This window comes from Cupriavidus sp. SK-3, assembly GCF_000611145.1.
Classification (GTDB): Bacteria; Pseudomonadota; Gammaproteobacteria; order Burkholderiales; family Burkholderiaceae; genus Cupriavidus.
In genome coordinates this window covers 24,720-49,768 of the sequence record NZ_JFJV02000135.1, presented here as the reverse complement: position 1 = coordinate 49,768, position 25,049 = coordinate 24,720, and the positions used below count along the sequence as shown (strand labels likewise).

At 66.8% G+C, this 25,049-nt stretch carries 16 protein-coding genes; 9 read left to right on the top strand and 7 right to left on the bottom strand.

The features are described 5' to 3' along the window. Positions 1-85: 85 nt before the first annotated feature. Positions 86-280, bottom strand: coding sequence for a YbdD/YjiX family protein (locus tag CF70_RS14450; RefSeq protein ID WP_013958452.1), 195 nt, complete (start codon positions 278-280; stop codon positions 86-88). A 58-nt stretch (positions 281-338) separates the two neighbouring features. After that, positions 339-2,411 carry a carbon starvation CstA family protein gene (locus CF70_RS14445; RefSeq protein ID WP_035865584.1) on the bottom strand — a complete coding sequence of 691 codons (2,073 nt, stop codon included), beginning with the start codon at positions 2,409-2,411 and terminating at the stop codon, positions 339-341. Between the two features lie 393 nt (positions 2,412-2,804). On the opposite strand from CF70_RS14445, the gene CF70_RS14440 reads away from it, so the two are divergent. Both CF70_RS14440 and CF70_RS14435 read left to right on the top strand, forming a co-directional pair. Further along, complete coding sequence (locus CF70_RS14440; protein ID WP_035865581.1) at positions 2,805-4,211, top strand: cache domain-containing protein; 1,407 nt, start codon at positions 2,805-2,807, stop codon at positions 4,209-4,211. Beyond that, positions 4,208-4,870 (top strand): response regulator, encoded by a 663-nt coding sequence (locus CF70_RS14435; protein WP_035865578.1) that lies wholly within the window; start codon positions 4,208-4,210, stop codon positions 4,868-4,870. Before CF70_RS14440 ends, CF70_RS14435 begins: the two co-directional genes overlap by 4 nt. Before the next feature lie 107 nt (positions 4,871-4,977). On the opposite strand, the gene CF70_RS14430 is transcribed toward CF70_RS14435, so the two are convergent. Beyond that, a complete protein-coding gene (locus CF70_RS14430; protein ID WP_035865575.1) occupies positions 4,978-6,834 on the bottom strand; it encodes a phosphoenolpyruvate carboxykinase (GTP) in 1,857 nt (618 codons plus the stop codon). A 556-nt stretch (positions 6,835-7,390) separates the two neighbouring features. Here CF70_RS14430 and CF70_RS14425 point away from each other — a divergent pair. Further along, complete coding sequence (locus tag CF70_RS14425; protein ID WP_035865572.1) at positions 7,391-8,404, top strand: D-2-hydroxyacid dehydrogenase family protein; 1,014 nt, start codon at positions 7,391-7,393, stop codon at positions 8,402-8,404. Between the two features lie 10 nt (positions 8,405-8,414). Here CF70_RS14425 and CF70_RS14420 read toward each other — a convergent pair whose 3' ends face one another. From CF70_RS14420 to CF70_RS14410, 3 genes are read right to left on the bottom strand one after another with little or no spacing between them, the layout of a single operon-like run. Further along, positions 8,415-10,328, bottom strand: a complete 1,914-nt coding sequence (locus tag CF70_RS14420) for a DUF2029 domain-containing protein (RefSeq protein ID WP_051648449.1) — start codon at positions 10,326-10,328, stop codon at positions 8,415-8,417. Between the two features lie 40 nt (positions 10,329-10,368). Next, positions 10,369-10,761: a GtrA family protein gene (locus CF70_RS14415; RefSeq protein WP_349675114.1), complete on the bottom strand. Its 393-nt coding sequence runs from the start codon at positions 10,759-10,761 to the stop codon at positions 10,369-10,371. Further along, the gene (locus CF70_RS14410) at positions 10,758-11,753 is read right to left on the bottom strand and encodes a glycosyltransferase (RefSeq protein WP_051648447.1); all 996 of its coding nucleotides are present in this window, start codon (positions 11,751-11,753) and stop codon (positions 10,758-10,760) included. The genes CF70_RS14415 and CF70_RS14410 overlap by 4 nt, the downstream gene beginning before the upstream one ends. Before the next feature lie 252 nt (positions 11,754-12,005). On the opposite strand from CF70_RS14410, the gene CF70_RS14405 reads away from it, so the two are divergent. The 4 genes from CF70_RS14405 (at position 12,006) to CF70_RS14390 (ending at position 18,579) form a co-directional block, all read left to right on the top strand. Then, positions 12,006-13,181 (top strand): MFS transporter, encoded by a 1,176-nt coding sequence (locus CF70_RS14405; RefSeq protein WP_035865570.1) that lies wholly within the window; start codon positions 12,006-12,008, stop codon positions 13,179-13,181. A 120-nt stretch (positions 13,182-13,301) separates the two neighbouring features. Next, a complete protein-coding gene (locus CF70_RS14400; RefSeq protein WP_035865567.1) occupies positions 13,302-13,931 on the top strand; it encodes an MOSC domain-containing protein in 630 nt (209 codons plus the stop codon). Positions 13,932-14,127: 196 nt separating this feature from the next. After that, positions 14,128-15,363, top strand: coding sequence for an efflux RND transporter periplasmic adaptor subunit (locus CF70_RS14395; RefSeq protein ID WP_035865564.1), 1,236 nt, complete (start codon positions 14,128-14,130; stop codon positions 15,361-15,363). 18 nt (positions 15,364-15,381) lie between these two features. Beyond that, a complete protein-coding gene (locus CF70_RS14390) occupies positions 15,382-18,579 on the top strand; it encodes an efflux RND transporter permease subunit (RefSeq protein ID WP_035865561.1) in 3,198 nt (1,065 codons plus the stop codon). Positions 18,580-18,733: 154 nt separating this feature from the next. Here CF70_RS14390 and CF70_RS38575 read toward each other — a convergent pair whose 3' ends face one another. Further along, complete coding sequence (locus tag CF70_RS38575; RefSeq protein ID WP_255350661.1) at positions 18,734-18,865, bottom strand: hypothetical protein; 132 nt, start codon at positions 18,863-18,865, stop codon at positions 18,734-18,736. On the opposite strand from CF70_RS38575, the gene CF70_RS14385 reads away from it, so the two are divergent. Next, positions 18,864-21,140, top strand: a complete 2,277-nt coding sequence (locus tag CF70_RS14385) for a TonB-dependent hemoglobin/transferrin/lactoferrin family receptor (RefSeq protein WP_035865557.1) — start codon at positions 18,864-18,866, stop codon at positions 21,138-21,140. The two genes, CF70_RS38575 and CF70_RS14385, sit on opposite strands and share 2 nt — an antisense overlap. Positions 21,141-21,161: 21 nt before the next feature. Then, a partial coding sequence (gene cobN / locus CF70_RS14380) for a cobaltochelatase subunit CobN (protein WP_081862174.1) occupies positions 21,162-25,049 on the top strand: 3,888 nt, incomplete at its 3' end.

Here is a 25,049-nt window from a genome sequence, read left to right as displayed (position 1 = left end):
TAAGGCCCTGTAACCCCTGGGGAAACGTAAAACGGGCCGCCTTTTGGGGCGGCCCGTCCACGATGTTACGTGGATATCATGTGGTTCAGCAGCACTTGCCCTGCCCACCGCCGTAACGCGCTTCCTGACGTTCGCGGAAGAATGCCTCGTAGCTCATGGGCTCGCGGTCGGGGTGGGTTGACTCCATATGGGCCACATAGGTCTGGTAGTCCGGCAAACCCACCATCAGGCGCAGGGACTGGCCCAGGTAGCGTCCCATGGTTCCAAGTTGCTCAAGCATGCTGGATCTCCTGTTTCCAGATATCGGGTTTGCGCTTGCCAGTGGCTGCCGCGCGAACTCAGGACTGCGCCGAGGCCGAAGCCGGCATCGGTTCGAACGGCGTCTCGCGGTCGGTCGGGCGGTTCACCGCGCGGGCCTTCATGGCGGTCTTGAAACCGTAGAACACGATCGACAGCACCACGAACATGAAAAGCGCGCACAGGCTGGCGTCCAGGTAATCGTTGAAGACGATGCGGTGCATCTGCTCCATCGACTTGGCCGGCGCCAGTACCTTGCCCTGGGCGATGGCGTCGCTGAACTTGGCCGCGTGGGTCAGGAAGCTGACCTTGGGATCGGCGTCGAACAGCTTCTGCCAGCCGGCGGTCAGCGTGCAGATCAGTAGCCAGACGGTGGGCACCAGGGTAACCCAGGCGTACTGCCCGCGCTTCATCTTCACCAGCACGCAGGTACCAAGCACCAGCGCCACCGCGGCCAGCATCTGGTTGGAGATGCCGAACAGCGGCCACAACGTGTTGATCCCGCCCAGCGGGTCAACCACGCCCTGGTACAGGAAGTAGCCCCAGAACGACACCGTCAGCGCCGTGGCGATCAGGTTGGCCGGCAGCGAGTCGGTGCGGCGGAACGAGGGCACGAAGCTGCCCAGCAGGTCCTGCAGCATGAAACGGCCGGCACGGGTGCCCGCATCCACCGCGGTCAGGATGAACAGCGCCTCGAACAGGATGGCGAAGTGGTACCAGAACGCCATCATGGCCTGGCCGCCCACCACCTGGTGCAGGATGTGGGCGATGCCCACCGCCAGCGTCGGCGCGCCGCCGGCACGCGAGATGATGGTGTTTTCGCCGACGTCCTTGGCGGTCTGGATCAGCACGTCCGGGGTGATGACGAAGCCCCAGCCGGATACCACCTGGGCCACGGATTCCGGCGAGGTGCCGATCACGGCCGCCGGGCTGTTCATGGCGAAGTACACGCCCGGTTCGATCACCGATGCGGCCACCAGCGCCATGATGGCGACGAAGGACTCGGCCAGCATCGCGCCGTAGCCGATAAAGCGCATATGCGCTTCGCTTTCCAGCAGCTTGGGCGTGGTGCCCGACGAGATCAGCGCGTGGAAGCCCGATACCGCGCCGCAGGCGATGGTGATGAAGAGGAACGGGAACAGGTTGCCCGACCACACCGGCCCGCCGCCCTTGGCGAACTGCGTGAACGCCGGCATCTTCAACTCCGGCGCCACGATCAGGATGCCGATGGCCAGCGCGATGATGGTGCCGATTTTCAGGAAGGTGGACAGGTAGTCGCGCGGGGCGAGCAGCAGCCACACCGGCAGCACGGCGGCGATAAAACCGTAGATGATCAGCATCCACGTGAGCGCCTTGCCGTCGTAGGTGAACAGCGGCGCCAGCACGGCGCTTTCATGCACATACTGGCCGCCGATGATGGCGAGCATGAGCAGCACGAAACCGATTACCGACACTTCGCCGATGCGGCCCGGGCGGATGTAGCGCGTGTAGATCCCCATGAAAAGGGCGATGGGAATCGTCACCGCCACCGTGAAGGTGCCCCAGGGCGAGTCCGCCAGCGCCTTCACCACGATCAGCGCCAGCACCGCCAGGATGATGATCATGATCATGAAGCAGCCGAACAGCGCGATCATGCCGGGTATCGTGCCCATTTCGGACTTGATCAGGTCGCCCAGCGAGCGGCCGTCGCGGCGCGTGGAGATGAACAGCACCATGAAGTCCTGCACCGCGCCGGCAAACACCACGCCGGCCAGGATCCACAGCATGCCCGGCATGTAGCCCATCTGCGCCGCAAGCACCGGGCCCACCAGCGGGCCGGCGCCGGCGATGGCGGCAAAGTGGTGGCCGAACAGCACGGCCTTGTTGGTCGGCACGTAGTCCAGCCCGTCGTTGTGGCGCCAGGCTGGCGTCATGCGTTTGGGATCCAGCTGCATCACCTTTTCGGCGATGAACTTGCTGTAGTAGCGGTAGGCGATCAGATAGATACAGACCGCGGCGACCACGATCCACAAGGCACTGACGGCTTCGCCGCGAGACAGTGCAACGGTGGCAAAGGCGAAGGCGCCAAGGATGGCGACGGCCAGCCACACCAGGTGTTGCCCGATGCGATTCATGATGAGGGTCTCCTCAGACCATTTATTGGGAGCCAGCGGCGGCAGGGCAGGCAAGCAAGCGGGACACGCGGTTGGTGTCCCTGGCGGCGGCGGGCGAAGGGCGGCGGGCGGCACAAGCTTTTCCCTGCCAGATCTTTCGTCGGCGCCCGGTATGTCTCGCAAGTTCCGGTTCCGTCGTCGCAGGCGGGCGATGCAAACAGCTTTGTCGCTGGGCGCACCCACTGCGCAGGACGCATGCAAACCACTGCCGGGCAGAGATCGCGCATCCGGCGTGTAGTATTGACACCCGTCCCTGGCGGCACAAGCGCGGAACTACGCAGCGGCGCTGCGTATTACTACGCAGATCGACGATCACATGCCGCTTGCGCGTTATCCGTGTTTACCCCGGTATCGATGAAACTCCGTCAAAAAATCCTGTTGCTGGCCGTCGCGCCGCTCGCCGTCGCCATGCTCGGCATCGCCCTGGCCGTGCGCTATCAGGCCAGCGAACTGGCCCGCCATGAGCGCGTGCTGGTCGAGGCAGCCTACCTGCAAAGCAAGGAAGCCGAGCTGCGCCACTACGTGGAACTGGCGCAAAGCGCGATTGCGCCGATGGTGCATTCCGGCCGCACCGATGCCGCCACGCGCGATGCCGCCATGCAGGCGCTGGCGCGCCTCGACTATGGCCCCGACGGCTATTTTTTCCTCTACGACATGCAGGGCCGCAACCTGATGCATCCACGCCAGCCCGAGCTGGTGGGGCAGGATTTGTGGAGCATGCGTGACCCGCAGGGCGCTCTCACCATCCAGAAGCTGATCGCGGCGGCCCGGGCGGGCGGCGGGTCGGTGCGTTACCAGTGGAAGAAGCCCTCCTCGCAGCAACTGGCCCCCAAGCTTGGCTACGTGGTCGCCGTGCCGGGATGGAACTGGATGTTGGGCACGGGCATTTACCTCGACGACGTCGAGCGCACGCTGCGCCAGCTGGATGCGCGGGCGGAGACCGACATCCGGGAAACCATGGCGTGGATCGGCGTGATCGCCGCCATCAGCATCCTGCTGGTCGCCGCCAGCGGGCTCGCCCTCAACGTCAGCGAGCACCGCGAGGCCGACGCCAAGCTGCGGCAACTGGCGCAGCGCGTGGTGCAGTCGCAGGAGGAGGAACGCGCGCGCCTGTCTCGCGAACTGCATGACGGCATCAGCCAACTGCTGGTGTCGGTCAAGTTGCTGCTGGAGACCGCCGCCAACCGCCTGCGCATGGCGCCGGCAGAGGGCACCTCGGTTGCGCCCGTGCTTGGCACGGCGCTGGTCCGGCTGGACACCGTGTTCAATGAAGTGCGCAGGGTGGCGCGCAACCTGCGCCCCGCCCTGCTGGACGACCTCGGCCTGTTCGCCGCGCTCGAGCATCTCGCTCGCGAGATGCAGGAGGGCAGCGGGCTGCAGATCACGGTATCGCGTACCGGCAAGCCGCGCGAACTGGCCGACGAGCAGGCCACCGCGCTGTTCCGCATCGCGCAGGAGGCGCTCACCAATGTGGAGCGGCATGCGCATGCGCGCCACGTCACCCTGGTGCTGGCGTTCGACGCCAACGCTACCCGGCTGACGGTGCAGGATGACGGCGCCGGCTTCGACGTGGCGCGCATGCAGCATGATCCCAAGCGCGGCATTGGCCTGCGCAACCTGCGCGAACGCATTGCCGCGCTGGGCGGCGAGTTCGATATCGTCTCCGCGCCGGGCACGACCCGGCTGCACGCCGCGGTGCCGGTCGTGCCCGCCCCATCGCGGCAGGCCCGCCAAGACTTACCTGGAACTACACACTCATGAGCCATGCACCCGCCCGTGTCCTGCTGATCGACGACCATGCGCTGGTGCGCGACGGCATGCGCATGCGCCTGGGCCTGCAGCCCGAACTCGCGGTAGTGGGCGAAGCCGACGACGGCGAAGCCGCGCTGGCCTGGCTGGCGCACGCCGGCGCCGAGCGCATGCCGGACCTGGTCATCACCGATATCGGCATGCGGGGCATGGGCGGCATCGCGCTGGCTGCCGCTCTGCACGAGGATTATCCCGAACTGGCCGTGCTGATCGTGTCGATGCATGACAACCTCGAATACGTGCGCCAGGCGATCCGTGCCGGCGCGCGCGGCTATGTGCTCAAGGATGCGCCGGCCGACGAGCTGATGGCCGCCATTGCCGCGGTGCTGGCCGGACGCGTGTTCTACAGCGCGCGCATCGCCCGCAGCATGGCCGAGCAGACGCCTGCCGCCGGACCGCTCGACGCGCTCACTCCGCGCGAGCGGGATATCTTCAACTGCATCGGCCAGGGGCAGGCCAACAAGGACATCGCCGCGGCGCTCGGCGTGTCGGTGCGCACCATCGAGACGCACCGGCTCAACCTGCGGCGCAAGCTCGGCATCGAAGGCCGCGCCGAACTGGTGAAATATGCCGTGGAGCATGGCGATGCGCAGGGCGGCAGTCCGGGCTGACGCTGCCGGCGGCGCCACAATGGAAAAAGCCCCCCCCGTTGCCGGGGTGGGCTTCCTTTTGCCGGTGCCCCGGACGGACCGGGGTTGCCAGCCAGGTTGCCTGCTATTTAGGCAGACAGGCGCTTGGCCAGCGCGGCCTTGGCATCCACCAGGGCTTGCGGCAGGTTGTGCTTGAGTTGCGTGAACAGTTCCTCGTGCAGCACCAGTTCCTGTTGCCAGGCGGCGTGATCGATGGAGGTGACCTGGTCGAACTGCTGCTTGGTGAAATCCAGGCCTTGCCAGTTCAGGTCTTCGTAGCGCGGCGAGGTACCGAACACGTGGTCGCTGCCCTGGCCACGGCCTTCGACGCGGTCGATCATCCACGACAGCACGCGCATGTTCTCGCCGAAGCCTGGCCACACGAAGTTGCCGTCCGCGTCCTTGCGGAACCAGTTGACGCAGTAGATGCCCGGCAGCTTGGCGCCGCTGGCTTCCAGCTTCTTGCCCAGCGCCAGCCAGTGGCCGAAGTAGTCGCTCATGTTGTAGCCGCAGAACGGCAGCATGGCGAACGGGTCGCGGCGCACCACGCCTTGCTGGCCGGCTGCGGCGGCGGTGGTTTCCGAGCCCATGGTGGCGGCCATGTAGACGCCTTCGGTCCAGTTGCGGGCTTCGGTCACCAGCGGCACCGTGGTGGAGCGGCGGCCGCCGAAGATGAACGCGTCGATGGCGACGCCAGCCGGGTTGTCCCAGTTCTCGTCGATCGACGGGCACTGCACGGCCGGCGCGGTGAAACGGGCGTTCGGGTGCGCGGCCTTGGCGCCGGTTTCCTTGGCGATGGCCGGCGTCCAGTCCTTGCCCTGCCAGTCGATCAGGTGGGCCGGGGCTTCCTTGCTCATGCCTTCCCACCACACGTCGCCGTCGTCGGTCAGCGCGACATTGGTGAAGATGACGTTTTCCTTCAGGGTGGCCATCGCGTTGAAGTTGGTCTTCTCGCTGGTGCCCGGCGCCACGCCGAAATAGCCGGCTTCCGGGTTGATGGCGTACAGGCGGCCGTCCTGGCCCGGCTTGATCCAGGCGATATCGTCGCCGATGGTGGTGACCTTCCAGCCCTCGAAGCCCTTGGGCGGGATCAGCATGGCGAAGTTGGTCTTGCCGCAGGCCGACGGGAACGCCGCGGCCACATGGTATTTCTTGCCCTCGGGCGAGGTCACGCCGAGGATCAGCATATGCTCGGCCAGCCAGCCTTCGTCGCGGCCCATGGTCGAAGCGATACGCAGTGCGAAGCATTTCTTGCCCAGCAGCGCGTTGCCGCCATAACCCGAGCCGTAGGACCAGATCTCGCGCGTTTCCGGGAAATGCACGATGTATTTGGTGGCGTTGCACGGCCACGCCACGTCCTTCTCGCCGGCAGCCAGCGGCTTGCCCACGGTATGCACGCACGGCACGAACTCGCCATCGGTGCCCAGCACGTCGAACACGGCGCGGCCCATGCGCGTCATGATGCGCATATTGACGGCAACATACGGCGAATCCGACAGTTCCACGCCGATGTGGGCGATCGGCGAGCCCAGCGGGCCCATCGAGAACGGCACCACATACAGGGTCCGGCCGCGCATGCAGCCATCGAACAGGCCGGCCAGCGTCTGGCGCATTTCCGCCGGGGCGGTCCAGTTGTTGGTGGCGCCGGCATCTTCCTTCTTCTGCGAGCAGATGAAGGTGCGGTCTTCCACACGCGCCACATCGGACGGATCGGACAGCGCCAGGAACGAGTTCTTGCGCTTGGCCGGGTTGAGGCGCTTCATGGTGCCGGCGGCGACCATCTGCTCGCACAGGCGGTCGTACTCTTCCTGCGAGCCGTCGCACCAGTGGATATTGTCGGGTTTGGCGAGGGCCGCGAACTCGGCAACCCAGGCGATCAGCTTCTGGTGCTTGACCCAGGCTGGAACGTTGAGTGCGGGCGTGCCCTGCATTGTGGGGTGGTTCATACTGCAACTCCAAAGCGTAGAAAGAATTCTTGCAAAGCCTGGCCGGCACTGCCACCGCCGGAAACGGCTGGCGGCGAGCCTCCTTGCCAGAGCAGACTGCGGCGGCTCGCCGCTGGTTCCGCGCCGGGCCGGTGGATCGTCACATCCCGTTACAACTCCACAGCGACCGGAACTGCGCAAAAGGTCGCGGCTGGCCCTGCGGCTGCGCTACAGTGGCGCTTCGCCCATGACAGGGGCCGGCAAGCATTGTCCGACGCGGTCCGGGTGGCGGGAGCGAGGCTCGACCGACAATCCGTTCCCGAATCGGAACCGGCAAGGATACCACCGCCGCACGCCGCTGTTTTTTGCTCCGCAGCAATGTTTGTGCGCGATTCCGGCCTTGTTGTTTTGTCCCGTTTCCCTGTCTGGCGGCGCGCTTCCGGTGTTGTGCCGAATTGTTCTCGCTGCGCCCCGCATCCGTCGCGGTGTCGCGCGGCAGGTGGTAAAAACTATAACGTTGATGGGTGCCCTGTTCTGTGGGTGGGCGCACCTTGCGATTGCCAAACCAGAGTGTCCGATGAAGATTGCCGTACTCGACGATTATCAGGATTCCGTGCGCAAGCTGTCTTGCTTCAGCCTGCTTGACGGCCATGACGTCAAGGTGTTCAACAACACCGTCAAGGGCGTCGGCCAGCTGGCCGCGCGCCTTTCGGACGTGGAGGCCGTGGTGCTGATTCGCGAACGTTCGCGCATCACCCGCCAACTGCTGGAAAAACTACCCAAACTCAAGATCATCAGCCAGACCGGCCGCATTGGCAGCCATGTGGATGTCGAAGCCTGTACCGAGCGCGGCGTGGCCGTGCTCGAAGGCGCGGGCTCGCCGGTGGCCCCGGCCGAACTCACCTGGGCCCTGATCATGGCAGCCCAGCGCCGCATTCCGCAGTACGTGGCCAGCCTCAAGCATGGCGCCTGGCAGCAGTCCGGGCTCAAGTCCACCACCATGCCGCCCAACTTCGGCCTGGGACAGGTGCTGCGCGGGCAGACGCTCGGGATCTGGGGCTACGGCAAGATTGGCAAGTTGCTGGCGGGCTATGGCCGCGCCTTCGGCATGAACGTACTGGTCTGGGGACGCGAGAACTCGCAGAAAAGCGCCCGCGAGGATGGCCTGGCCGTGGCGGAGTCGCAAGAGCAATTGTTTACCGAAAGCGATGTGTTGTCGCTGCATCTGCGCCTTAATGACGAGACGCGCGGACTGGTCAAGCTGGCGGACTTCTCCCGCATGAAGCCGACCGCGCTGTTCGTCAACACCAGCCGGGCCGAACTGGTGGAGGAAAACGCCCTGCTGACCGGCCTCAACCGCGGCCGCCCCGGCATGGCGGCGGTCGACGTGTTCGAGTCCGAACCCATCCTGCAGGGCCATGCCCTGCTGCGCATGGAAAACTGCATCTGCACGCCGCACCTGGGCTATGTCGAGCGCGAGAGCTACGAGATGTACTTCCGCATCGCGTTCCAGAACATCCTCGATGTGCTGTCCGGCAAGCACGACAGCATCGCCAACCCCAAGGCGCTGACGCCGGCGTTGTCGCGCTAGGCGCTAGGCGCTAGGCGCCAAGTGCGGCTGAACTGCCTGCCAGATGGCCCAGCTTTACCGGGCACAACTGGTAAGGCCGCGCGTCCGCGCCGATGAAGGCATCATAGGTGCGGCAGCCTTCGGCCTGGAGCACCAGACCATAGCGCAGCAGGCCGGGGCTCTGCAGCGCCACTTCCGCGCGATCTTCGGCGGCAAGGTCGCTCAGGTCTTGCGGCAGCGGGGCCAGGGTGCAGGTGGCGCCCTCGCCGCCCGGCTGTGGCGCGGCCAGTTGTGCATGGACGCGCAGCCGGCCAAGTGCCGAACCCAGCATCTTGCAGAGGCTGCCATTGGCCGACACCCCGATTCCCGCCAGCGAATCGTTCATCCGCGCCACGCTCTGCGCACGCCAGTTCACATTTGCGGGCAGAAGCGCGTAGGCCTGGCCCGGCCGCTCGGCCAGCATGGCTTGCACGCGCCCGACGTAGGCTGGGCCTTCCGGAAAGTTGGAGTTGAGCGCCGCAAATGTCACTGCAGCCGGAAATTGCGTTGCCAGCCATCCTTGGGCCACAGCCCCGCCAGTCAGGAAGACGGTGGTATTTGTGTCAAGCGGCACATCCGGGAGCGTGATTCTGAAGGCCTGCCGTGCCCAGGATTCGTGGCCCCAGGTTTTCATGCCAGTCAGTGCGGCAAGCGCCACCATGGCGAGCGCAATGGCACCCGTGCGCCCGGCCGCACGGGCTGGCAGCAGGCGTTGCACCACCAGCCAGACGGCGAGGGGCGCAAGCAGCTCCATGGCGACGCAATAGCGGTAGATGCTGAACAAAGCCAGCCAGGTCAGGAATGCCGCTGCCACGAACGCCAGCACCAGGCGCGCTTGCGGCGCGAGCGGCGGCAAGTCAGCGCTGGCGGCGCCTGACGGCTTGCCGCGCCACGCCCGCCAGCCGGCGCGCACAGTCCAGCAGCAGACCAGCGCATACAACAGCGGCCACACGAACGGCCGCGTCGGCACCTCGCCCACGCGCTTGGCATCGGCGACGATGACGAAGGGAAACATCACGGCTTCCATCGCGCTGCGCGGCAGCCACCGCGTGTCCGCCACCGAGATCGGCGCCGCCAGCGTGTTGTGGAAAAACGCGTTGAACTGCGGAAAGAGCGGATTGGCGAAATTCGACCACATCAGGGCGAACCAGTATCCCGCGGTCAGGGCGATCCCCGCCAGCACGCCCAGCCCGAACACCCAGGCCAGCCCGAGCCGGCGCGGCCAGCGCAGCGGCAGGCTCAGCATGGCAGCGCAAAGCGCTACCGCGTAGATGGCGTTGGTCAGCTTCAGCCCGGTGGCGGCGCCCACCAGCACACCGGCTGCCGCGGCCAGAGCCCAGGCGGCATGGGCGCTCCCCAGGCGCTCCCAGCCGTGCAGCAGCACGGACAGGCCAGCCAATATGAGCAGTGCCGTGGCATTGTCGCCCATGGTGTTGCCCAATTCCGACAGGTAGCCCGGTCCCAGGCAGCCCGCCAGCGCAAGCAACAAGGCCACTGCGCTGCCGCGCCGCGTCTGTTCCTGGCCTGCCCCGGCCGGCACCAGTACCCGCCGGGCAATGCCAAACACCAGCACGAAGGCCAGCCCGTGCAGCACCCCCATCGCAAACCCCGCCAGGGGCGCGGGCCAGTACTGCGTCATCAGCCAGTACGGGATATCCAGCAGCGGGTTGAAGTAGCTCTGCATTTGCGCTGGCGCCAGGTCGGTGCCGATGCGGCCCTTCAGCAATGCGTACGGGTTGTACAGGTGATAGTTGAGCAAGTCCCAGTTGCGGTCCTGGCCCAGCGCAAGAGAAAACAGGCCGAAGGCGAGCGGTACCAGGATGCACGCCAGCAACGGGGCGCGCGGCTGCTGCAACCGCATGAAGGTCCGGGACACGAGCGCGGCGAGGCGGGGGAAGACGGGCATGGTTGACGGGGTGGGCTGCCGCGCAACGGGCGGCAGGGATTCAGGACTTCTTGCGGAATACCCAGTATTTGGCGGACAAGAAGTTGAAGACCAGGCCGCAACCCGTGCCGAAGGCAACCGCCAGCAACGGCGCCCAGGCGGCCGCGGGCAGGCGTGCGATCACGACACTGTAGGCGGCCAGGTTGATGACGCCGCCGGCGGACATCGCCACCAGATAGCGCCACCACTCGTGCCAGGCCGCTTCTCCTGGCCGCGTCGGGAACGTAAGGCGGCGATTGATGCGCCAGGTGACGAAGACCGCGGCCAGGAAGGACAGCAGGCGCCCCAGGTAGTGGCCGGCGCCCAGCGCCAGGGCGCCATATAGCACGCCGCTATCGACGACGAACCCGGTTGCCCCCGCCAGGGCGAACGTGAGCAGTTGCTTGCGGATCACGGTGCGGCAACTGGCTCGGCGGGCGGCGTGACCGGTGCCTGCGCGGTGACCGCCGGGGGGGCAAGCGGCGCGGGTAGGCTCAAGTAGGCAAGCCGTTTCATCTCCAGGCGGCCACGCGTGACCGTGTCGAGCACGATGCCGCAAGTGAGCAGGATGATGCCCAGCAGGACCAGGGCCACGCACACCAGCGCCGTTGGCAGGCGTGGCACCAGGCCCGTGCGCAGGTAGGTTTCGAACAGCGGCACCGCCAGGATCACCGACAGCAGCGAGCAGCCCATGAAGCCGGTGGAGAAGAACGCCAGCGGCTTCTCCGACTTGAACAGACGCAGGATGGTCATCAGGATGCGCCAGCCGTCCCGGTATGTATTGAGCTTGCTCTCCGAACCGGTCGGGCGCGAATAGTAGATGGTTTCCTGTTCCGCCACGGGCATGCGCTGCTCCAGCGCGTGCACCGCCAGTTCGGTCTCGATCTCGAAGCCGGACGAATGCGCCGGAAACGACTTCGCATAGCGGCGCGAGAAGATGCGGTAGCCCGACAGCATGTCCGTGAAGGTGCGGCCAAACAGGGTAGCGGCAAAACTGGTCAGCAGCACGTTGCCAAAGCGGTGGCCGAAGCGATAGGCCGCCTGCTCTTCGCTGACGCGCGCGCCTACCACCATGTCCAGCCCCTCGGCGCACAGGCGGTGGACCAGTTCCGGGGCGGCGCTGGCGTCGTAGGTGCCATCGCCGTCCACCATGACATAGACGTCGGCATCGACATCGGCAAACATGCGGCGTACGACGTTGCCCTTGCCCTGCAGGGGTACCGAGCGTACCACTGCGCCCGCGGCGCGCGCCTGGGCGATCGTGTCGTCGCTGGAATTGTTGTCAAAGACGTACAACCCGGCATCCGGCAGGTATTGGCGGAACGATTGCACAACGCCGGCAATGGTCGCCGCTTCGTTGTAGCAGGGGATGATGACCGCCACGCGGGGCGGATTGAGTTCGGGCATACAGGGTGGGGAATTACAGCAGAAAGTGCCGGAGCGGCCGACGGCCAGGCGCTCGGGAAAGCCGATACGCTACCGACTGGCGCGGGATTAATCAAGTCGGATACCCGGCACCCGGTAGTTCGCCCTGCCGCGCCTGAGTGCGCCACGCTCAACGCGAATGAAACAAAACCGCTACACTCGGGAGATTCCGCCCCGCCGCCCCCCCCGCCGGGCTTTTCGTCCTCCCATCATCTCCTACCTGCCCCGGTCGCCATGGATCCCAGGCTCTTGATGCTGTGCCTTGGCAATTTTGTCATCGGTACGGGCGCGATGATCGTCACCGGCATGCTGAATCACATCGCCGGCGACTTCCAGCTTGGCGCCGGCACCGCCGGGCAACTGATCTCCGTGTTCGCGCTGGCTACCTGCGTGGGCGCGCCGCTGTTCGCCACGCTCGGCTCGCGCATCGACCGCCGCTTGCTGCTGGCGGGCTCGCTGCTGGTGTATGCCGTGATGCATGTGGCGGCGGCCTTTGCGCCAAGCTTCGCCAGCCTGATGGCGATCCGTTTCCTGACCGCGATCGGGGCTGCCATCTACACGCCGCAAACCGCCGCCACCCTGCCGCTATTGGTCAACGCGCAGACGCGCGGGCGTGCCATCAGCTTTGTATTCCTGGGGTGGAGCGTGGCCAGCGTGGTCGGCGTGCCACTGGGTACCTGGATCGCCAGCACGCTGGGATGGCGCTTCAGCATGGGGCTGGTGGGCCTGCTGGCGCTGGGCGCGGCGGTGGGCGTATGGCGTGCGCTGCCGCCCCGGCTCTACGTCGAACCGGTGGGGCGGGCAGCCTGGGGCGCGGTGCTGCGCCACACGCCGATGGTGCTGGTGGTGGCCACCACCATGATCCAGTCGGCTGGCATGTTCACCCTGTTTACCTATATCGCGCCGCTGCTGCGCGACGTGCATGGCATCAGCGGCGGCGCGCTCAGCCTGATGTTCCTGGCCTACGGTGCCTGCGGTGTCAGCGGCAATGTGCTGGCGGCTTCGCGCATGGACCGGGTAACGCCCGCCCGCATCGTCCTGTTTGCCATGCTGACTTCGCTGGCGGCCATGCTGCTGTGGCCGCTGGCGACGCTGGGGCCGGTGGCGCTGGTGCTGATCTTCATGCTGTGGGGCGTGGGCGGCTTTGCCACCAACAGCGCGCAACAGGCGCGGCTGGTGGCTTTGGCGCCGGAGCGCGCTTCGGTATCGATCTCGCTCAACTCCTCCTCCATCTATCTCGGCCAGGCCCTGGGCGCCATGGGCGGCGCGGCGATCTACGCCACCGCCGGCGCCAATGCCCTGCACTGGGGCGCGGCGGCGCTGATGTTGCTGGCGGTGGTGGTTTCGCAGCGGGCGAGTGCCTTGGGGTGCCTTTGGCGCAGCCGAAAAGCGGTGCAGCCGCAGGCCTGACGCAACCCGGCGCCTCCAGGCCGCCTGGCCGTGCGGCGCCGCACACGGGGCATCCGCCTGGCGCCGCCCTCCCCAGACCCGCCGCGCTAAGATGGGAGAAAAACGACCAGGGGAGACGTCATGAGCACACCCAACGGCATGCGCCTGCTCGCCATCAATGTCGGCAGGGCCTTGCCGCTCTTCGTGGCGGCGGCGGGTACCGAGGCGGTCGTGATGTCGGGCATCCGCAAGCACCCGCTCAGCACCCTGCTCCATCCGCTCGCGGTCGCGGTGCGCCCGCTCGGGCTGGCGGGTGACGAACAGGCTGACCTGAGCGTGCATGGCGGGCTGGATAAAGCGGTCTATGCCTACCCCGCCGAGCACTTCGCCTGGTGGAACGAGCGGCGCCGGGAAGCTCACCTCCCCGACGCCGCCAGGCCGCTCGCCTACGGTGCCATGGGCGAGAACCTGACCCTGGAAGGCGTGCTGGAGACCGATTTGTGGGTGGGGGACCACCTGCGGATCGGCGATGTGCTGCTCGAAGTGGAGTCCCCACGCCGGCCCTGCTACAAATTGAATGCGGTGATGGGCTACCGGCACGCGGTCCAGCACATGGTGCAAAGCGGCTATTCGGGCATCTATCTCAGTGTGGTGACGCCGGGCCAGTTCCGGGCGGGTGAAGCGGTACGCATCGAGCCGGGACCGCGCGAAGTTTCTATAGATAGCATCAATGCCCGGCAACGCAATGGCCGCCAGAACCCGCTTTTCTGATAATGTTTGGCTCTCGATACAAGCAGGCATCCGTCCGCTGTAATAGTTTGTAATGGCATGGATGGCAGGGGCACTAGCGGTCGAAGCCCCTGATCCTGTACTACTAGCAGTTTTGTCGCGGCGCGGCACCGGACCCCAGAAGCCGGGCCGCCGGGGAGCGGGCGCATTCGTGCGCGCACTGTAAGAGAGTCCACACATGAAAACGAACGGGATCGACCAGGCCAAGGGCTTTGTCGACGGCAAGTGGAGTCCGGCCATGGGTACCGGGAAAGGACGTGTTTCACCATGGATGACCGGCGCGGTCCTGATCGCGCTGGCCGTAGGTGGATGGTTCGGCTGGCGCGCCTGGATGGCGCCCAAGCCGGCGGCCAAGGCGCCCCCCGTGGTGGTGGTCAGCACCGCCCTGGTGCAGCAGGGCGACGTGCCGCTGCGGGTCACGGCCAACGGCACGGTGAGCGCGCTCGCCACGGTGGAAATCCGCCCGCAGGTGTCGAGCACGGTGCGCACTGTCCATATCAAGGAAGGCCAGACCGTCAAGCCTGGCGACCTGCTCTTCACGCTGGATACCCGCATGGACGAGGCCAACCTTGCCAAGGCGCAGGCCCAGCTGATGCGTGACCAGGCCGACCTGTCCGATGCGCGCCGCACGCTGGCGCGCAGCAAGGAACTGCTGGAACGCAACTTCATCTCCAAGAGCGCGGTGGATACCGCACAGGCCAAGGTCGACGGCTTCGAGGCCACCATCCACGCCGACCAGGCCGCCATCGAGGCCAGTCGCGTGGCGGTGAGCTACGGCGCCATCCGCGCCACCATCGGCGGGCGGACCGGCGTGATCAACATGTTCCCCGGCTCGCTGGTGATGCCCAACAGCGCTCTGCCGATGGTCACCATCGCCCAGGTACAGCCTATCGCCGTCACCTTTACCTTGCCCGAGCGCCAGCTCGCCGCGCTGCGCGAGGCGCTGCACGCCGGCCCCGTCGCCGTCACCGCCCTGCCCAACGACGGCAGCAAGGCTCCGGTGACCGGCAAGATCAGCTTCGTCGACAACACGGTGGACCCGCAGTACGGCAGCATCCGCATCAAGGCGCAGTTCGACAATGAATTGCAGCGCTTGTGGCCGGGCACCTACGCCAACGTGGAGGCGGTGGTGCAGACGCTGAAGGATGCGCTCTCTGTGCCGCCGCAGGCGGTGGTGACCGGACCCGAGGGGCGCTTCGTCTACGCCGTGCAGCCAGACAGCCGCGTCAAGCCGATGCCGGTCAAGGTGCAGGTCTCGACCGCCAGCGCCGCCGTGATCGAGGGCGTGCCGCCGGGCACGCGCGTGGTGGTCGAAGGCGCGCAGAACCTGCGTGCCGGCAGCCTGGTGCGGGAAGCCACGCCAGCCGCCAAGGCAGGTGCCGCCAGCGCGGCGGCCGCCGACGCCAAGCATTGAGCCCAGGGCGCTGACACCATGACCCTGTCCGAGCTTTGTATCCGCCGTCCGGTGATGACGATCCTGCTATGCCTGGCAGTGATCGTCACCGGTATCGCGCTCTATCCCACCATCCCGATCGCGGCGCTGCCGTCATTCAATTCGCCGGTGATCCAGGTCACCGCCACGCTGCCAGGGGCCAGCCCCGAGACCATGGCGGCCTCGGTGGCGACCCAGCTGGAAAAGCAGTTCGCCACCATCCCCGGCGTGTCGGTGATCAGTTCGTCCAACACGCTCGGCAACTCCAGCATCACCATCGAGTTCAACAACGACCGCGACATCGATGCCGCGGCCGTGGACGTGCAGGCGGCGCTGTTCCGCGCCCAGCGCGCGCTGCCGATCGAGATGACGGTGCCGCCGTCGTACCGCAAGGTCAACCCGGCTGACGCGCCGGTGCTGCTGCTGGCGATCAACTCACCGGCCATGAGCCTGGCCGAGCTGAATGCCTTCGGCGACAACCTGATCTCGCCCAGCCTGGCTACCCTGCCGGGTGTGGCGCAGGTGCAGGTGTTTGGCCAGAAGCGCTTCGCCGTGCGTGTGCGCGCCCACCCGGACGCCCTCGCCGCGCGCGGCCTCACGCTGGACGAACTGGCCACCGCGCTGAACCGCGCCAACGCCAATACGCCGGTCGGCACGCTGGACGGCGCGCGCCAGACGCTGACCATCCAGGCCAACCGCCAGCTCGCCAGCGCCGATGCCTTCCGCAACATCATCGTGGCCAGCCAGCCCAGCGGCGCGCTGGTGCGGCTGTCCGACGTGGCCGACGTGGAAGACAGCGTCGAAACCATCAAGACCGGCAGCTGGCTCAACAACGAACGCTCGATCGTGCTGGCCGTGCTGCGCCAGCCCGACGCCAACACGGTGGCGGTGGTGGACGCCATCAAGAACGCGCTGCCGCGCCTGATCCAGCAGATGCCGGACTCGGTCAACGTGAGCGTGGTCAACGACCGCTCGCAATCGATCCGCGAGTCCATCCACGATGTGCAGTTCACGCTGGCCCTCACCGTGGGGCTGGTGGTGATGGTGATCTTCCTGTTCCTGCGGCGCGCCGCCGCCACGCTGATCCCCACCGTGTCGCTGCCGATCTCGCTGATCGGCACGGTGGCGTTGATGAAGGCCTTCGGCTACAGCCTGGACAACGTCTCGCTGCTGGCCATCACGCTCGCCGTGGGCCTGGTGGTGGACGATGCCATCGTGATGCTGGAAAACATCGTGCGGCACATCGAGGAAGGCGTGCCGCCGCTCAAGGCCGCGCTGGTAGGCTCGCGCGAGATGGGCTTCACCATCCTGTCGATCTCGATCTCGCTGGTGGCGGTGTTCATCCCCATCTTCTTCATGCCGGGCGTGATCGGCTTGTTGTTCCATGAGTTCGCCGCCGTGGTGTCGCTGTCGATCCTGGTCTCGGCGCTGGTGTCGCTGACGCTGATCCCGATGCTGTGCGCGCGCTTCCTGTCGGCCGAGAACGTGCCGATCGACGAGTCGCAGCATGCCTATGGCGATCACGCCGGCGCGGCCCATGCGCCGGCCATCAAGCAGAAGCAGACCATCGGGCTGCGCTCCACCCAGTGGTTCGAAAACCTGTTCGAATTCACGCTGCACCGCTACGCGCGCGGGCTCGACTGGTGCCTGGCGCACCGCAAGTCGGTGCTGGCAGTGGCTGGCCTGACCTTCGTGCTGACGGCCGTGCTGTTCGCGACCATTCCGAAGGGGTTTTTCCCGGAAGAAGACATCGGTCAGATCCAGGTCAACGCCGAAGGCCCGCAGGACATCTCCTTCGACGCCATGGCCGACCGCCTGCGCGATGCCGCGGAGCGCATGCGCAAGAACCCGGCAGTGCGCAGCATCGTGGTGTCGATCGGCGGCGGGCCCTCCCCCGCCATCAACACTGGCCGCATGTTCGTCGAGCTCAAGCCGCTCGGCGAGCGACCCAGGATGGCCAAGGTGGTGGAGTCGCTGCGCAAGGATGTCTCCGGGATCGCCGGGCTGGCGGTCTACTTCTCGCCGGTGCAGAACCTGCGCCTGGGCGGGCGCCAGAGCAAGAGCCGCTACCAGTACACGCTGCAGAGCGTGAAGGCCGGCCAGCTGCAGGAGTACTCCGACAAGCTGATGGGCAAGATGCGCGCCGACCCGCTGTTCCGCGACGTCACCAGCGATTCGCAGCAGTCGGGCCTGGAAGCGCAGCTCTCCATCGACCGCGACAAGGCCAACGCGCTGGGCGTGCAGATCCAGGACGTGCGCCAGGCGCTGTATTCCGCCTTTGGCGAGCGCCAGGTCTCCACCATCTACACGCCGATCGACAACTACTACGTGATCCTGCAGGCGGCCGATATCGACCGTGCCGACGAGACCGCCTTCTCCAAGATCTACGTGCGCAGCAAGACCGGGCAGATGGTGCCGATCTCGGCCTTCGCCACCACCGAGCGCCGGGTCGGGCCGATCGCCGTGAACCACCAGGGCCAGCTGCCCTCCGTGACGGTGTCGTTCAACCTTGCGCCGGGCGCGGCGCTGGGCAATGCCTCGTCCAGGATCGATGCCTACAAGCAGGAGATCGCCATGCCCACCGCGATCTTCACAAGCTGGGGCGGCGACGCGGCGGTGTTCCAGTCCTCGCAGGCGACCCAGGTGCTGCTGCTGGTGGCGGCCATCGCGGTGATCTACACGCTGCTGGGGGTGCTGTATGAAAGCTACATCCATCCGCTGACCATCCTGGCCGGCCTGCCGTCGGCGGCGGTGGGCGCGCTGCTGACGCTGTTCATCTTCAACGTGGAGTTGTCGCTGATCGCCACCATCGGCGTGCTGATGCTGATCGGCATCGTCAAGAAGAACGCCATCATGATGATCGACTTCGCGCTAGCGGCGCAGCGCGACCAGGGTATGGCCCCGGCACGCGCGATCCGGCAGGCCTGCCTGCTGCGCTTCCGCCCGATCATGATGACCACCCTGGCGGCCATCATGGGCGCCTTGCCGCTGGCTCTGGGCCTGGGCGCCGGCGCCGAACTGCGCCAGCCGCTGGGTTTGGCGGTGGTGGGCGGCCTGCTGTTCTCGCAGGTGATCACGCTGTTCATCACGCCGGTGATCTACCTTGCGCTGGATCGCTTCTCGGGCACGGGCCCGCTGCAGATCGATGCCGAGGGCAATCGGTTGCCGGCCCTGGTGGGCGGGGAGACGACGCACTGAGCGGTTGATTTGGCAGTCAGCGACGCCTCAGGGGCGGTGCCGGAGCGGTCGGCGCCACCCCTTTCACATTTCTGCGTGGCGCCTTTGCCACGAACCGGCCCGCCCGGTGCGCTTCCGTACCAGTCGATGCGCCTTATGCTTTACAAGTCTGGCTTTATTGATAATAATTCGCATTCTCAATAAAGCGTGGCCGGGCCTGCCGAGCTGCGCCCGACCACGCCAGCCAGCCGCCCGAATCTTCAGTTTCCGCCAGCCAGCGTTTCGTTTTCTTTTGGGGAAAATCCATGAAACGCCGCTGTCTGGCGCGCCTTCGCGCCTCCGTACGAGTCACGCCCATCGCCATCTGCGCCACCCTCGGTGGTCCGGCGCTGGCTGCTGAACCGGCCGTCGATCCGGTCCGCCCGCTGGGCGAGGTGGTGGTCACCGCCACTCGCACAGAGGAACGCGCCGATGCCGTCGCTTCCACCATCACCGTCATCGAGGGCAGCCGCATCGAGCGCGCCCAGCCGGTCGACGAGACCGGCCTGTTTGCCGACGAACCCGATATCGACGTGCCGCGCGACCGGCGCCGCTTTGGTGCCGGCAGCATCAATATCCGCGGCATCGAGGCTAACCGCGTGCTGCTGATGGTCGATGGCGTGCGCCTGCCGGACTACTACAACGGCGGCGGCCCCTCCAACCTGTCCAGCGCCACCCGCGACGCGCCCGAGTTCTCCTTCCTCAAGCGGGTCGAGGTGCTGCGCGGGCCGGCCTCCAGCCTGTACGGGTCGGACGCCATCGGCGGCGTGGTCTCATACGTCACCAAGGACCCCGAGGACCTGATGCACGGCCGCGCGGTGGGCGGCGAGGCGGGCCTGTCGTGGAACGGCATCGACCGCGGTTTCGGCCAGACCGCCGGCGTGGCGGGCGGCAACGACACCATCAAGGGCTTGTTCATGTACGCGCACCGCAAGGGGCACGAGGTGGAAAACATGGGCGGCAATGATTCCATCTCGAACGGCCGCACCAAGCCCAACCCCCAGAACAGCGAGACCAACGCCTGGCTCGGCAAGATCGTGCTCGATCCCGCCGCCGGGCACCGCTTCAGGCTGACCTACGAGCATCGCGACAGCGACACCTTTACCGATATCCTGCGCCTGTCCACCGCGCTGCCGCGCGTGACTGCCGCCAGCGGCACCGAGGACCTGTCGCGCAACCGCGTCAGCCTGGACTATGAGTGGAAGCCGGCCAGCCACCTGATCGACCGCCTCGGCGCCACCGTGTTCTATCAGGAGAGCGAGTCCAACACCGTGACCAACCAGGTGCGCAGCAGGACCAGCTCCGGATGCTCGGGCTCCACGGCGGGCAGCAGCCTGTGCGACGTGAACCTGCTGTTCGGCTTCCGACAGCAGCAGACTGGCTTCAACCTGCAGGCCGACAAGTCGTTCAACACGGGCTTCGTAGGCCACCGGCTGATCACCGGCGTGGATTTCCTGCGCACGCAGACCAGCGAGATGCGCGATGGCACCGCCTACAACCGCACCACCGGCGTGGTGTCGAAATCGCTGGCCGGCGACAACTTCCCGATCCACGATTTCCCCAAGGGCGAGACCCGCCAGACCGGCCTCTTCGTGCAGGATGAACTGCAGTTCGCCAGCGGCCGCTTCACGCTCACGCCCGGCCTGCGCTTCGACCACTACGCGCTCGGGCCGGACGAAGACAAGCTCTACAACAGCGTCGCCGCCAAGCCCGCCATCAGCAAGAGCGATTGGGCGGTCTCGCCCAAGCTGTCCGCGCTGTGGCAAGCCACCGACCGCATCAACGTGTGGGCCCAGTACGTTTTCGGCTACCGCGCGCCGAACTACCAGGAAATCAACGGCAGCTTCCGCAACACCATCCAGGGCTACGGCGCCGCGCCCAATGGCGATCTGAATCCGGAGAAGAGCCGCTCCTTCGAGATCGGTGCGCGCTACACCGACGAGCGCGTGCAGTCCAGCGTCGCGGTATTCGACAACCGCTACAAGGACTTTATCGAACAGGTGGCGCTGAACTGCCCGTCCGACCCCGCCTGTCTCGCCGGCCTGCGAGCCACGTACCAGTACCGCAACCAGAGCAGCGTGCGCATCTACGGCGCCGAGTGGCGCGGCAGCTACCGCTTCCTGCCGCAGTGGCGCGTCGACAGCGCCGTGGCCTATGCGCACGGCAACAACGAACAGACCGGCCAGCCGCTCAACAGCGTCTCGCCGCTGCGCGCCAGCGCCGCACTGACCTGGGAGCGCGGCAGTGACAGCCAGGGCCAGGGCGCCAGCCTGCGCTGGCGTGGAGCGCGCCCGGTGACGCGCACCGACGACACGTCCTTCACCTACTTCAAGCCGGGCGGCTACGGTGTGGTCGATCTCCAGGGCTGGTGGCGCTTCAACCGCTACGCCAGCCTGGTGCTCTCGGTGAACAACGTGTTCGACAAGAAATACTGGCTGTGGGGCGATGTGCGCCAGGGCAGCGTGGCCGCCAGCGAGCCGGGCCTGGATTTCTATACGCAGCCCGGGCGTACCTTCGCCGCCAGTGTGAAGCTGTCGTTCTGACCTGAGGCGATTCGACCCGACATGTCCCCACAACACAAATCCAGGATGCGGCTGATCCGCGCGCTGTGCCTGCTGTGGCTTGTCCTTCTGGCGCTCGGCGTGCAGCAGGCGCGGGCCACGCCGAAGATCGCCGTGCTGACCACCTCGCCGGTGCCGGCGGGCAAGTTCGAGCCCCTGCAGGCGATGGCGCGCGCGCACGGAATGACGCTCGATGCGCGCTATCTCGAACGGATGAGCGCGCAAGATGTGGCGCCATTCATCGACGGCGCGGGATTGCTGATCCTCGATGCGCCGCGCGATCACATCGTCACCGAGATGCTGGCGAAGCTGGGGCCGCAATGGACCAGTGCGCGCGTGCCGCGCCTGCTGATCGCCACCGACCGCTTCGAGGCGCACGGCCTCGACAATGCGCTGGGTGCGAAGCTGCATGCGTACTATGTCAACGGTGGCCGCGCCAACTTCGACGCCATGATGCGCACGCTGGCCGCGCAGCAGTTCAAGCTGCGCGCGGACGGCGCGATTCCCGCGCCGGTGGCGTTTCCAAAAGCCGCTTACTACCATCCGCGCCTGGCCAGCGTGGTGACCGAATCGCCGGACGAGGCGCTCAGCGCATCCGGCCACGCTGGCACGCCGGTGATCGGCGTCGCCATCCACCAGGCCTATGTCTCCGGCCTGGACAGCGCCTTTATCGACGACCTGATCGCGCGCATCGAAGCGCGCGGCGCGCGCGCGCTCGTCTTCTACAGCCCGGTGATGGATGCGGACGGCGTGCAGCGCATGGCCGCGCCCGGCGGCAAGCGCATTGTCGATGTGCTGGTCAACGGCCAGATCATGCTCAATGCGGCGGGCCGCAAGGCGGAGTTCGAAACGCTGGGCATCCCGGTGCTGCAGGTCATGCCTTACCGCAAGGGCGATGCGCAGGACTGGGAGCGCGATCCGCACGGCATCAGCCTCACCGACACGCCCTTCTACCTGGTGCAGCCCGAACTGGCCGGCGTCAGCGATCCCATGCTGGCCGCCGCCACTTCGCACAAGGACGGCAGCATCGTCAGCCTGCCGGCGCAGCTCGATGCCGTGGCCGACAAGGCACTGGCGCTCACACGTCTGCAGCGCACGCCCAATGCCGGGAAGCGCGTGGCGATCCTGTTCTACAACTATCCCGCCGGCGAAAAGAACCTGTCGGCATCCTTCCTCAACCTGCCGCGCAGCCTGTCTTCCACCCTGGCCGCGCTGCATGCCGCGGGCTACCGCACCGAGGCCGCCGACGAACTCGCGCTGCAGCGCGATCTTGGCGCGTTGCTCGCGCCCTTCTACCGCGACGGCCAGCTCGGCGCGCTGCTCAATGCGGACCGCGCCGCGTGGATGCCGATGGCGCAATACCGCCGCTGGTACGACGCGCAGCCCGCCGCGTTCCGCGCCGAGGTCAGCGCGCGCTGGGGCGAGCCCGAAGCCTCGTCGATGGCGATCAGGCGCAACGGCGTGGCCGGCTTCGCCATCCCGCGCCTGCAGCTCGGCAACGTGGCGCTGATGCCGGTGCCGCCACGCGGCGAGCGCGGCGAAGCCGCCGAGAAAGCCCTCTATCACTCCACCAAGACGCCGCTCAACCATTTCTACATGGCCGCCTACCTGTGGGCGCGCGAAGGGCGCGAGGCGCTGGTGCACTACGGCACCCACGGGACGCAGGAATGGACGCCAGGCAAGGAGCGTGGCCTGTCCGTGACCGACCAGCCCTACATGGTGCTCGGCAGCGTGCCGGTGATCTATCCCTATATCGTCGACGACGTCGGCGAAGCATTGCAGGCCAAGCGCCGGGGCCGTGCCACCATCGTCAGCCACCAGACGCCGCCGTTCAAGCCGGCCGGCCTGCACACCGATCTGTCGGCGCTGCATGATCAGTTGCACAACTACCTGCAGCAGGACGACGGCGCGGTGAAGGACACACTGCGCGAGGATATCCTCAAGCGCAGCGCGCGCATGCATCTGTTCGACGACATGGGCTGGCCGCAGGCGCGTGCGAGCGCGCAGTTCACCGAGTACCTGGATGCGTTGCACACGCACCTGCACGAACTCGCGGGCGCGTTGCAGCCTTATGGGCTGCACACGTTCGGCCAGTCGCAGGATCCCGAACTGCGGCTGTACACGGTGATGGCCATGCTTGGCCAGTCCTGGCTCAAGCGCGTGTTTCCCGATGAGCCCGAGGAACTGTTCGCGCTCGACTACAAGCAGCTGGCGCGGTCGGAACCCTACGCCATGCTGCGCCGCTACGTCATCGACGGCGCGCCGTTGACGGGACTTTCCGACGCCAGGCAGCGTGCAGACATGCAGCGCGCACGCGCGCTCTACGCCAGCCTCGATGCCGCGCCGGAGAGCGAAGCCATTCTCACCGCGCTGGCGGGCCGCTACGTGCTGGCCGGCACCGGCGGCGATCCCGTGCGCAATCCCGATGCGCTGCCGACCGGACGCAACCTGTATGGCTTCGATCCTTCCAAGGTGCCCAGCCGGGAAGCATGGCAGGCCGGACAAGCAGCGGCGGATGCCATGATTGCCGACTGGCGCAAGCGTCACGGCAAGTGGCCCGCCAAGCTGGCCTTCTCGCTGTGGAGCGTGGAGACCATGCGCCATCAGGGCATGCTCGAAGCGCAGGCGCTGGCGGCCATGGGCATCCGCCCGAAGTGGGACGGCGGTGGCCGCGTGGTCGGGGTGGAAGCGATTCCCGCCGCGGAGCTCAAGCGTCCGCGCGTGGACGTGGTGCTGTCCGCCACCGGCCTGTACCGCGATCACTTTCCCAACCTGATCAAGTGGCTGGCCGAAGCGGTCAAGCTGGCCGCCGCGCAACCCGAGCCCGACAACGCGGTGGCCGCGAGCACGCGCGCGGTGCGCGAGCGCCTGGCGCAACTCAAGGCGCCGGAGATGAATCCCGAGCGCATCGAGTCGCTGGCGCTGACGCGCATCTTTGCCAGCGAGTCGGGCAACTACGGCACCGGTCTCAACGACGCTACGCTCGCCAGCGACAGCTTCGGCAGCGGCAAGCAAGCGGACGCCAAGCTCGCCAATCTCTATCTCTCGCGCATGCAGTACGGCTACGGGCCCGACGAAACAACCTGGGGCGAGAAGCTGCCGCAGCTCAACCTCTACGCCGAGAACCTCAAGGGCGTGGAAGGCGCGCTGCTGGCGCGCAGCTCCAACCTGTATGGCATGCTGACCACCGACGATCCCTTCCAGTATCTCGGCGGCATCGGCCTGGCCGTGCGCCACCTGACCGGCAAGGCACCGGAGCTGCTGATCTCCAATTTGCGCGATGCGAACAGTGCGCGCACGGAAACGGCGGCGTCCTTCCTTGCCACCGAACTGCGCACGCGTTATTTCCATCCGGGCTGGATCGAAGGCATGAAAGCCGAAGGCTATAGCGGCGCGCTCAATATGCTCGACACCGTCAACAACTTCTGGGGCTGGACCGCGGTCGCGCCGGAGATCGTGCGCGACGACCAGTGGACCGAGTTCGCCGAAGTCTACGTCAAGGACAAGCACAAGCTCGGCCTTGATGAATGGTTCGAGAAGCATGCGCCGCAGGCCCAGGCCCAGGTGATCGAGCGCATGCTGGAAGCCGCGCGCAAGGGCTACTGGAAAGCCGATCCCGAGATGCTCAAGACGCTGGCCGACCGCTGGCAGACGCTCTCGCAGCGGCACGATATCCGCAGCGGCAACCGCAGCTTCAACCGCTACGTGCAACAGCAGGCAACGGCCCCCGGTGCGGCGGGCTTTGGCACGCAAGCACCCGCGGCGCCGCCGGCGGGCGCATCGAAAGCCGCGGCTGCGCAGGCCGCCCCGCAACCGTCGCGGGCAGAAGCGAAAACGCAGCCGCAGCCCGAGCCAAAGCCCGCGCCGCCATCGCAATCCATACCCGTGCAA

What these genes read in the sequence shown, in the direction of transcription:
- CF70_RS14435 (WP_035865578.1), top strand. Translation starts at nt 4,208, where the DNA reads ATGAGCCATGCACCCGCCCGTGTCCTGCTGATCGACGACCATGCGCTG.
- CF70_RS14390 (WP_035865561.1), top strand. Translation starts at nt 15,382, where the DNA reads ATGACCCTGTCCGAGCTTTGTATCCGCCGTCCGGTGATGACGATCCTG.
- CF70_RS14445 (WP_035865584.1), bottom strand. Translation starts at nt 2,411, where the DNA reads ATGAATCGCATCGGGCAACACCTGGTGTGGCTGGCCGTCGCCATCCTT.
- CF70_RS14430 (WP_035865575.1), bottom strand. Translation starts at nt 6,834, where the DNA reads ATGAACCACCCCACAATGCAGGGCACGCCCGCACTCAACGTTCCAGCC.
- CF70_RS14425 (WP_035865572.1), top strand. Translation starts at nt 7,391, where the DNA reads ATGAAGATTGCCGTACTCGACGATTATCAGGATTCCGTGCGCAAGCTG.
- CF70_RS14440 (WP_035865581.1), top strand. Translation starts at nt 2,805, where the DNA reads ATGAAACTCCGTCAAAAAATCCTGTTGCTGGCCGTCGCGCCGCTCGCC.
- CF70_RS14400 (WP_035865567.1), top strand. Translation starts at nt 13,302, where the DNA reads ATGAGCACACCCAACGGCATGCGCCTGCTCGCCATCAATGTCGGCAGG.
- CF70_RS14405 (WP_035865570.1), top strand. Translation starts at nt 12,006, where the DNA reads ATGGATCCCAGGCTCTTGATGCTGTGCCTTGGCAATTTTGTCATCGGT.
- CF70_RS38575 (WP_255350661.1), bottom strand. Translation starts at nt 18,865, where the DNA reads ATGGATTTTCCCCAAAAGAAAACGAAACGCTGGCTGGCGGAAACTGAA.
- CF70_RS14450 (WP_013958452.1), bottom strand. Translation starts at nt 280, where the DNA reads ATGCTTGAGCAACTTGGAACCATGGGACGCTACCTGGGCCAGTCCCTG.
- CF70_RS14385 (WP_035865557.1), top strand. Translation starts at nt 18,864, where the DNA reads ATGAAACGCCGCTGTCTGGCGCGCCTTCGCGCCTCCGTACGAGTCACG.
- CF70_RS14420 (WP_051648449.1), bottom strand. Translation starts at nt 10,328, where the DNA reads ATGCCCGTCTTCCCCCGCCTCGCCGCGCTCGTGTCCCGGACCTTCATG.
- CF70_RS14395 (WP_035865564.1), top strand. Translation starts at nt 14,128, where the DNA reads ATGAAAACGAACGGGATCGACCAGGCCAAGGGCTTTGTCGACGGCAAG.
- CF70_RS14410 (WP_051648447.1), bottom strand. Translation starts at nt 11,753, where the DNA reads ATGCCCGAACTCAATCCGCCCCGCGTGGCGGTCATCATCCCCTGCTAC.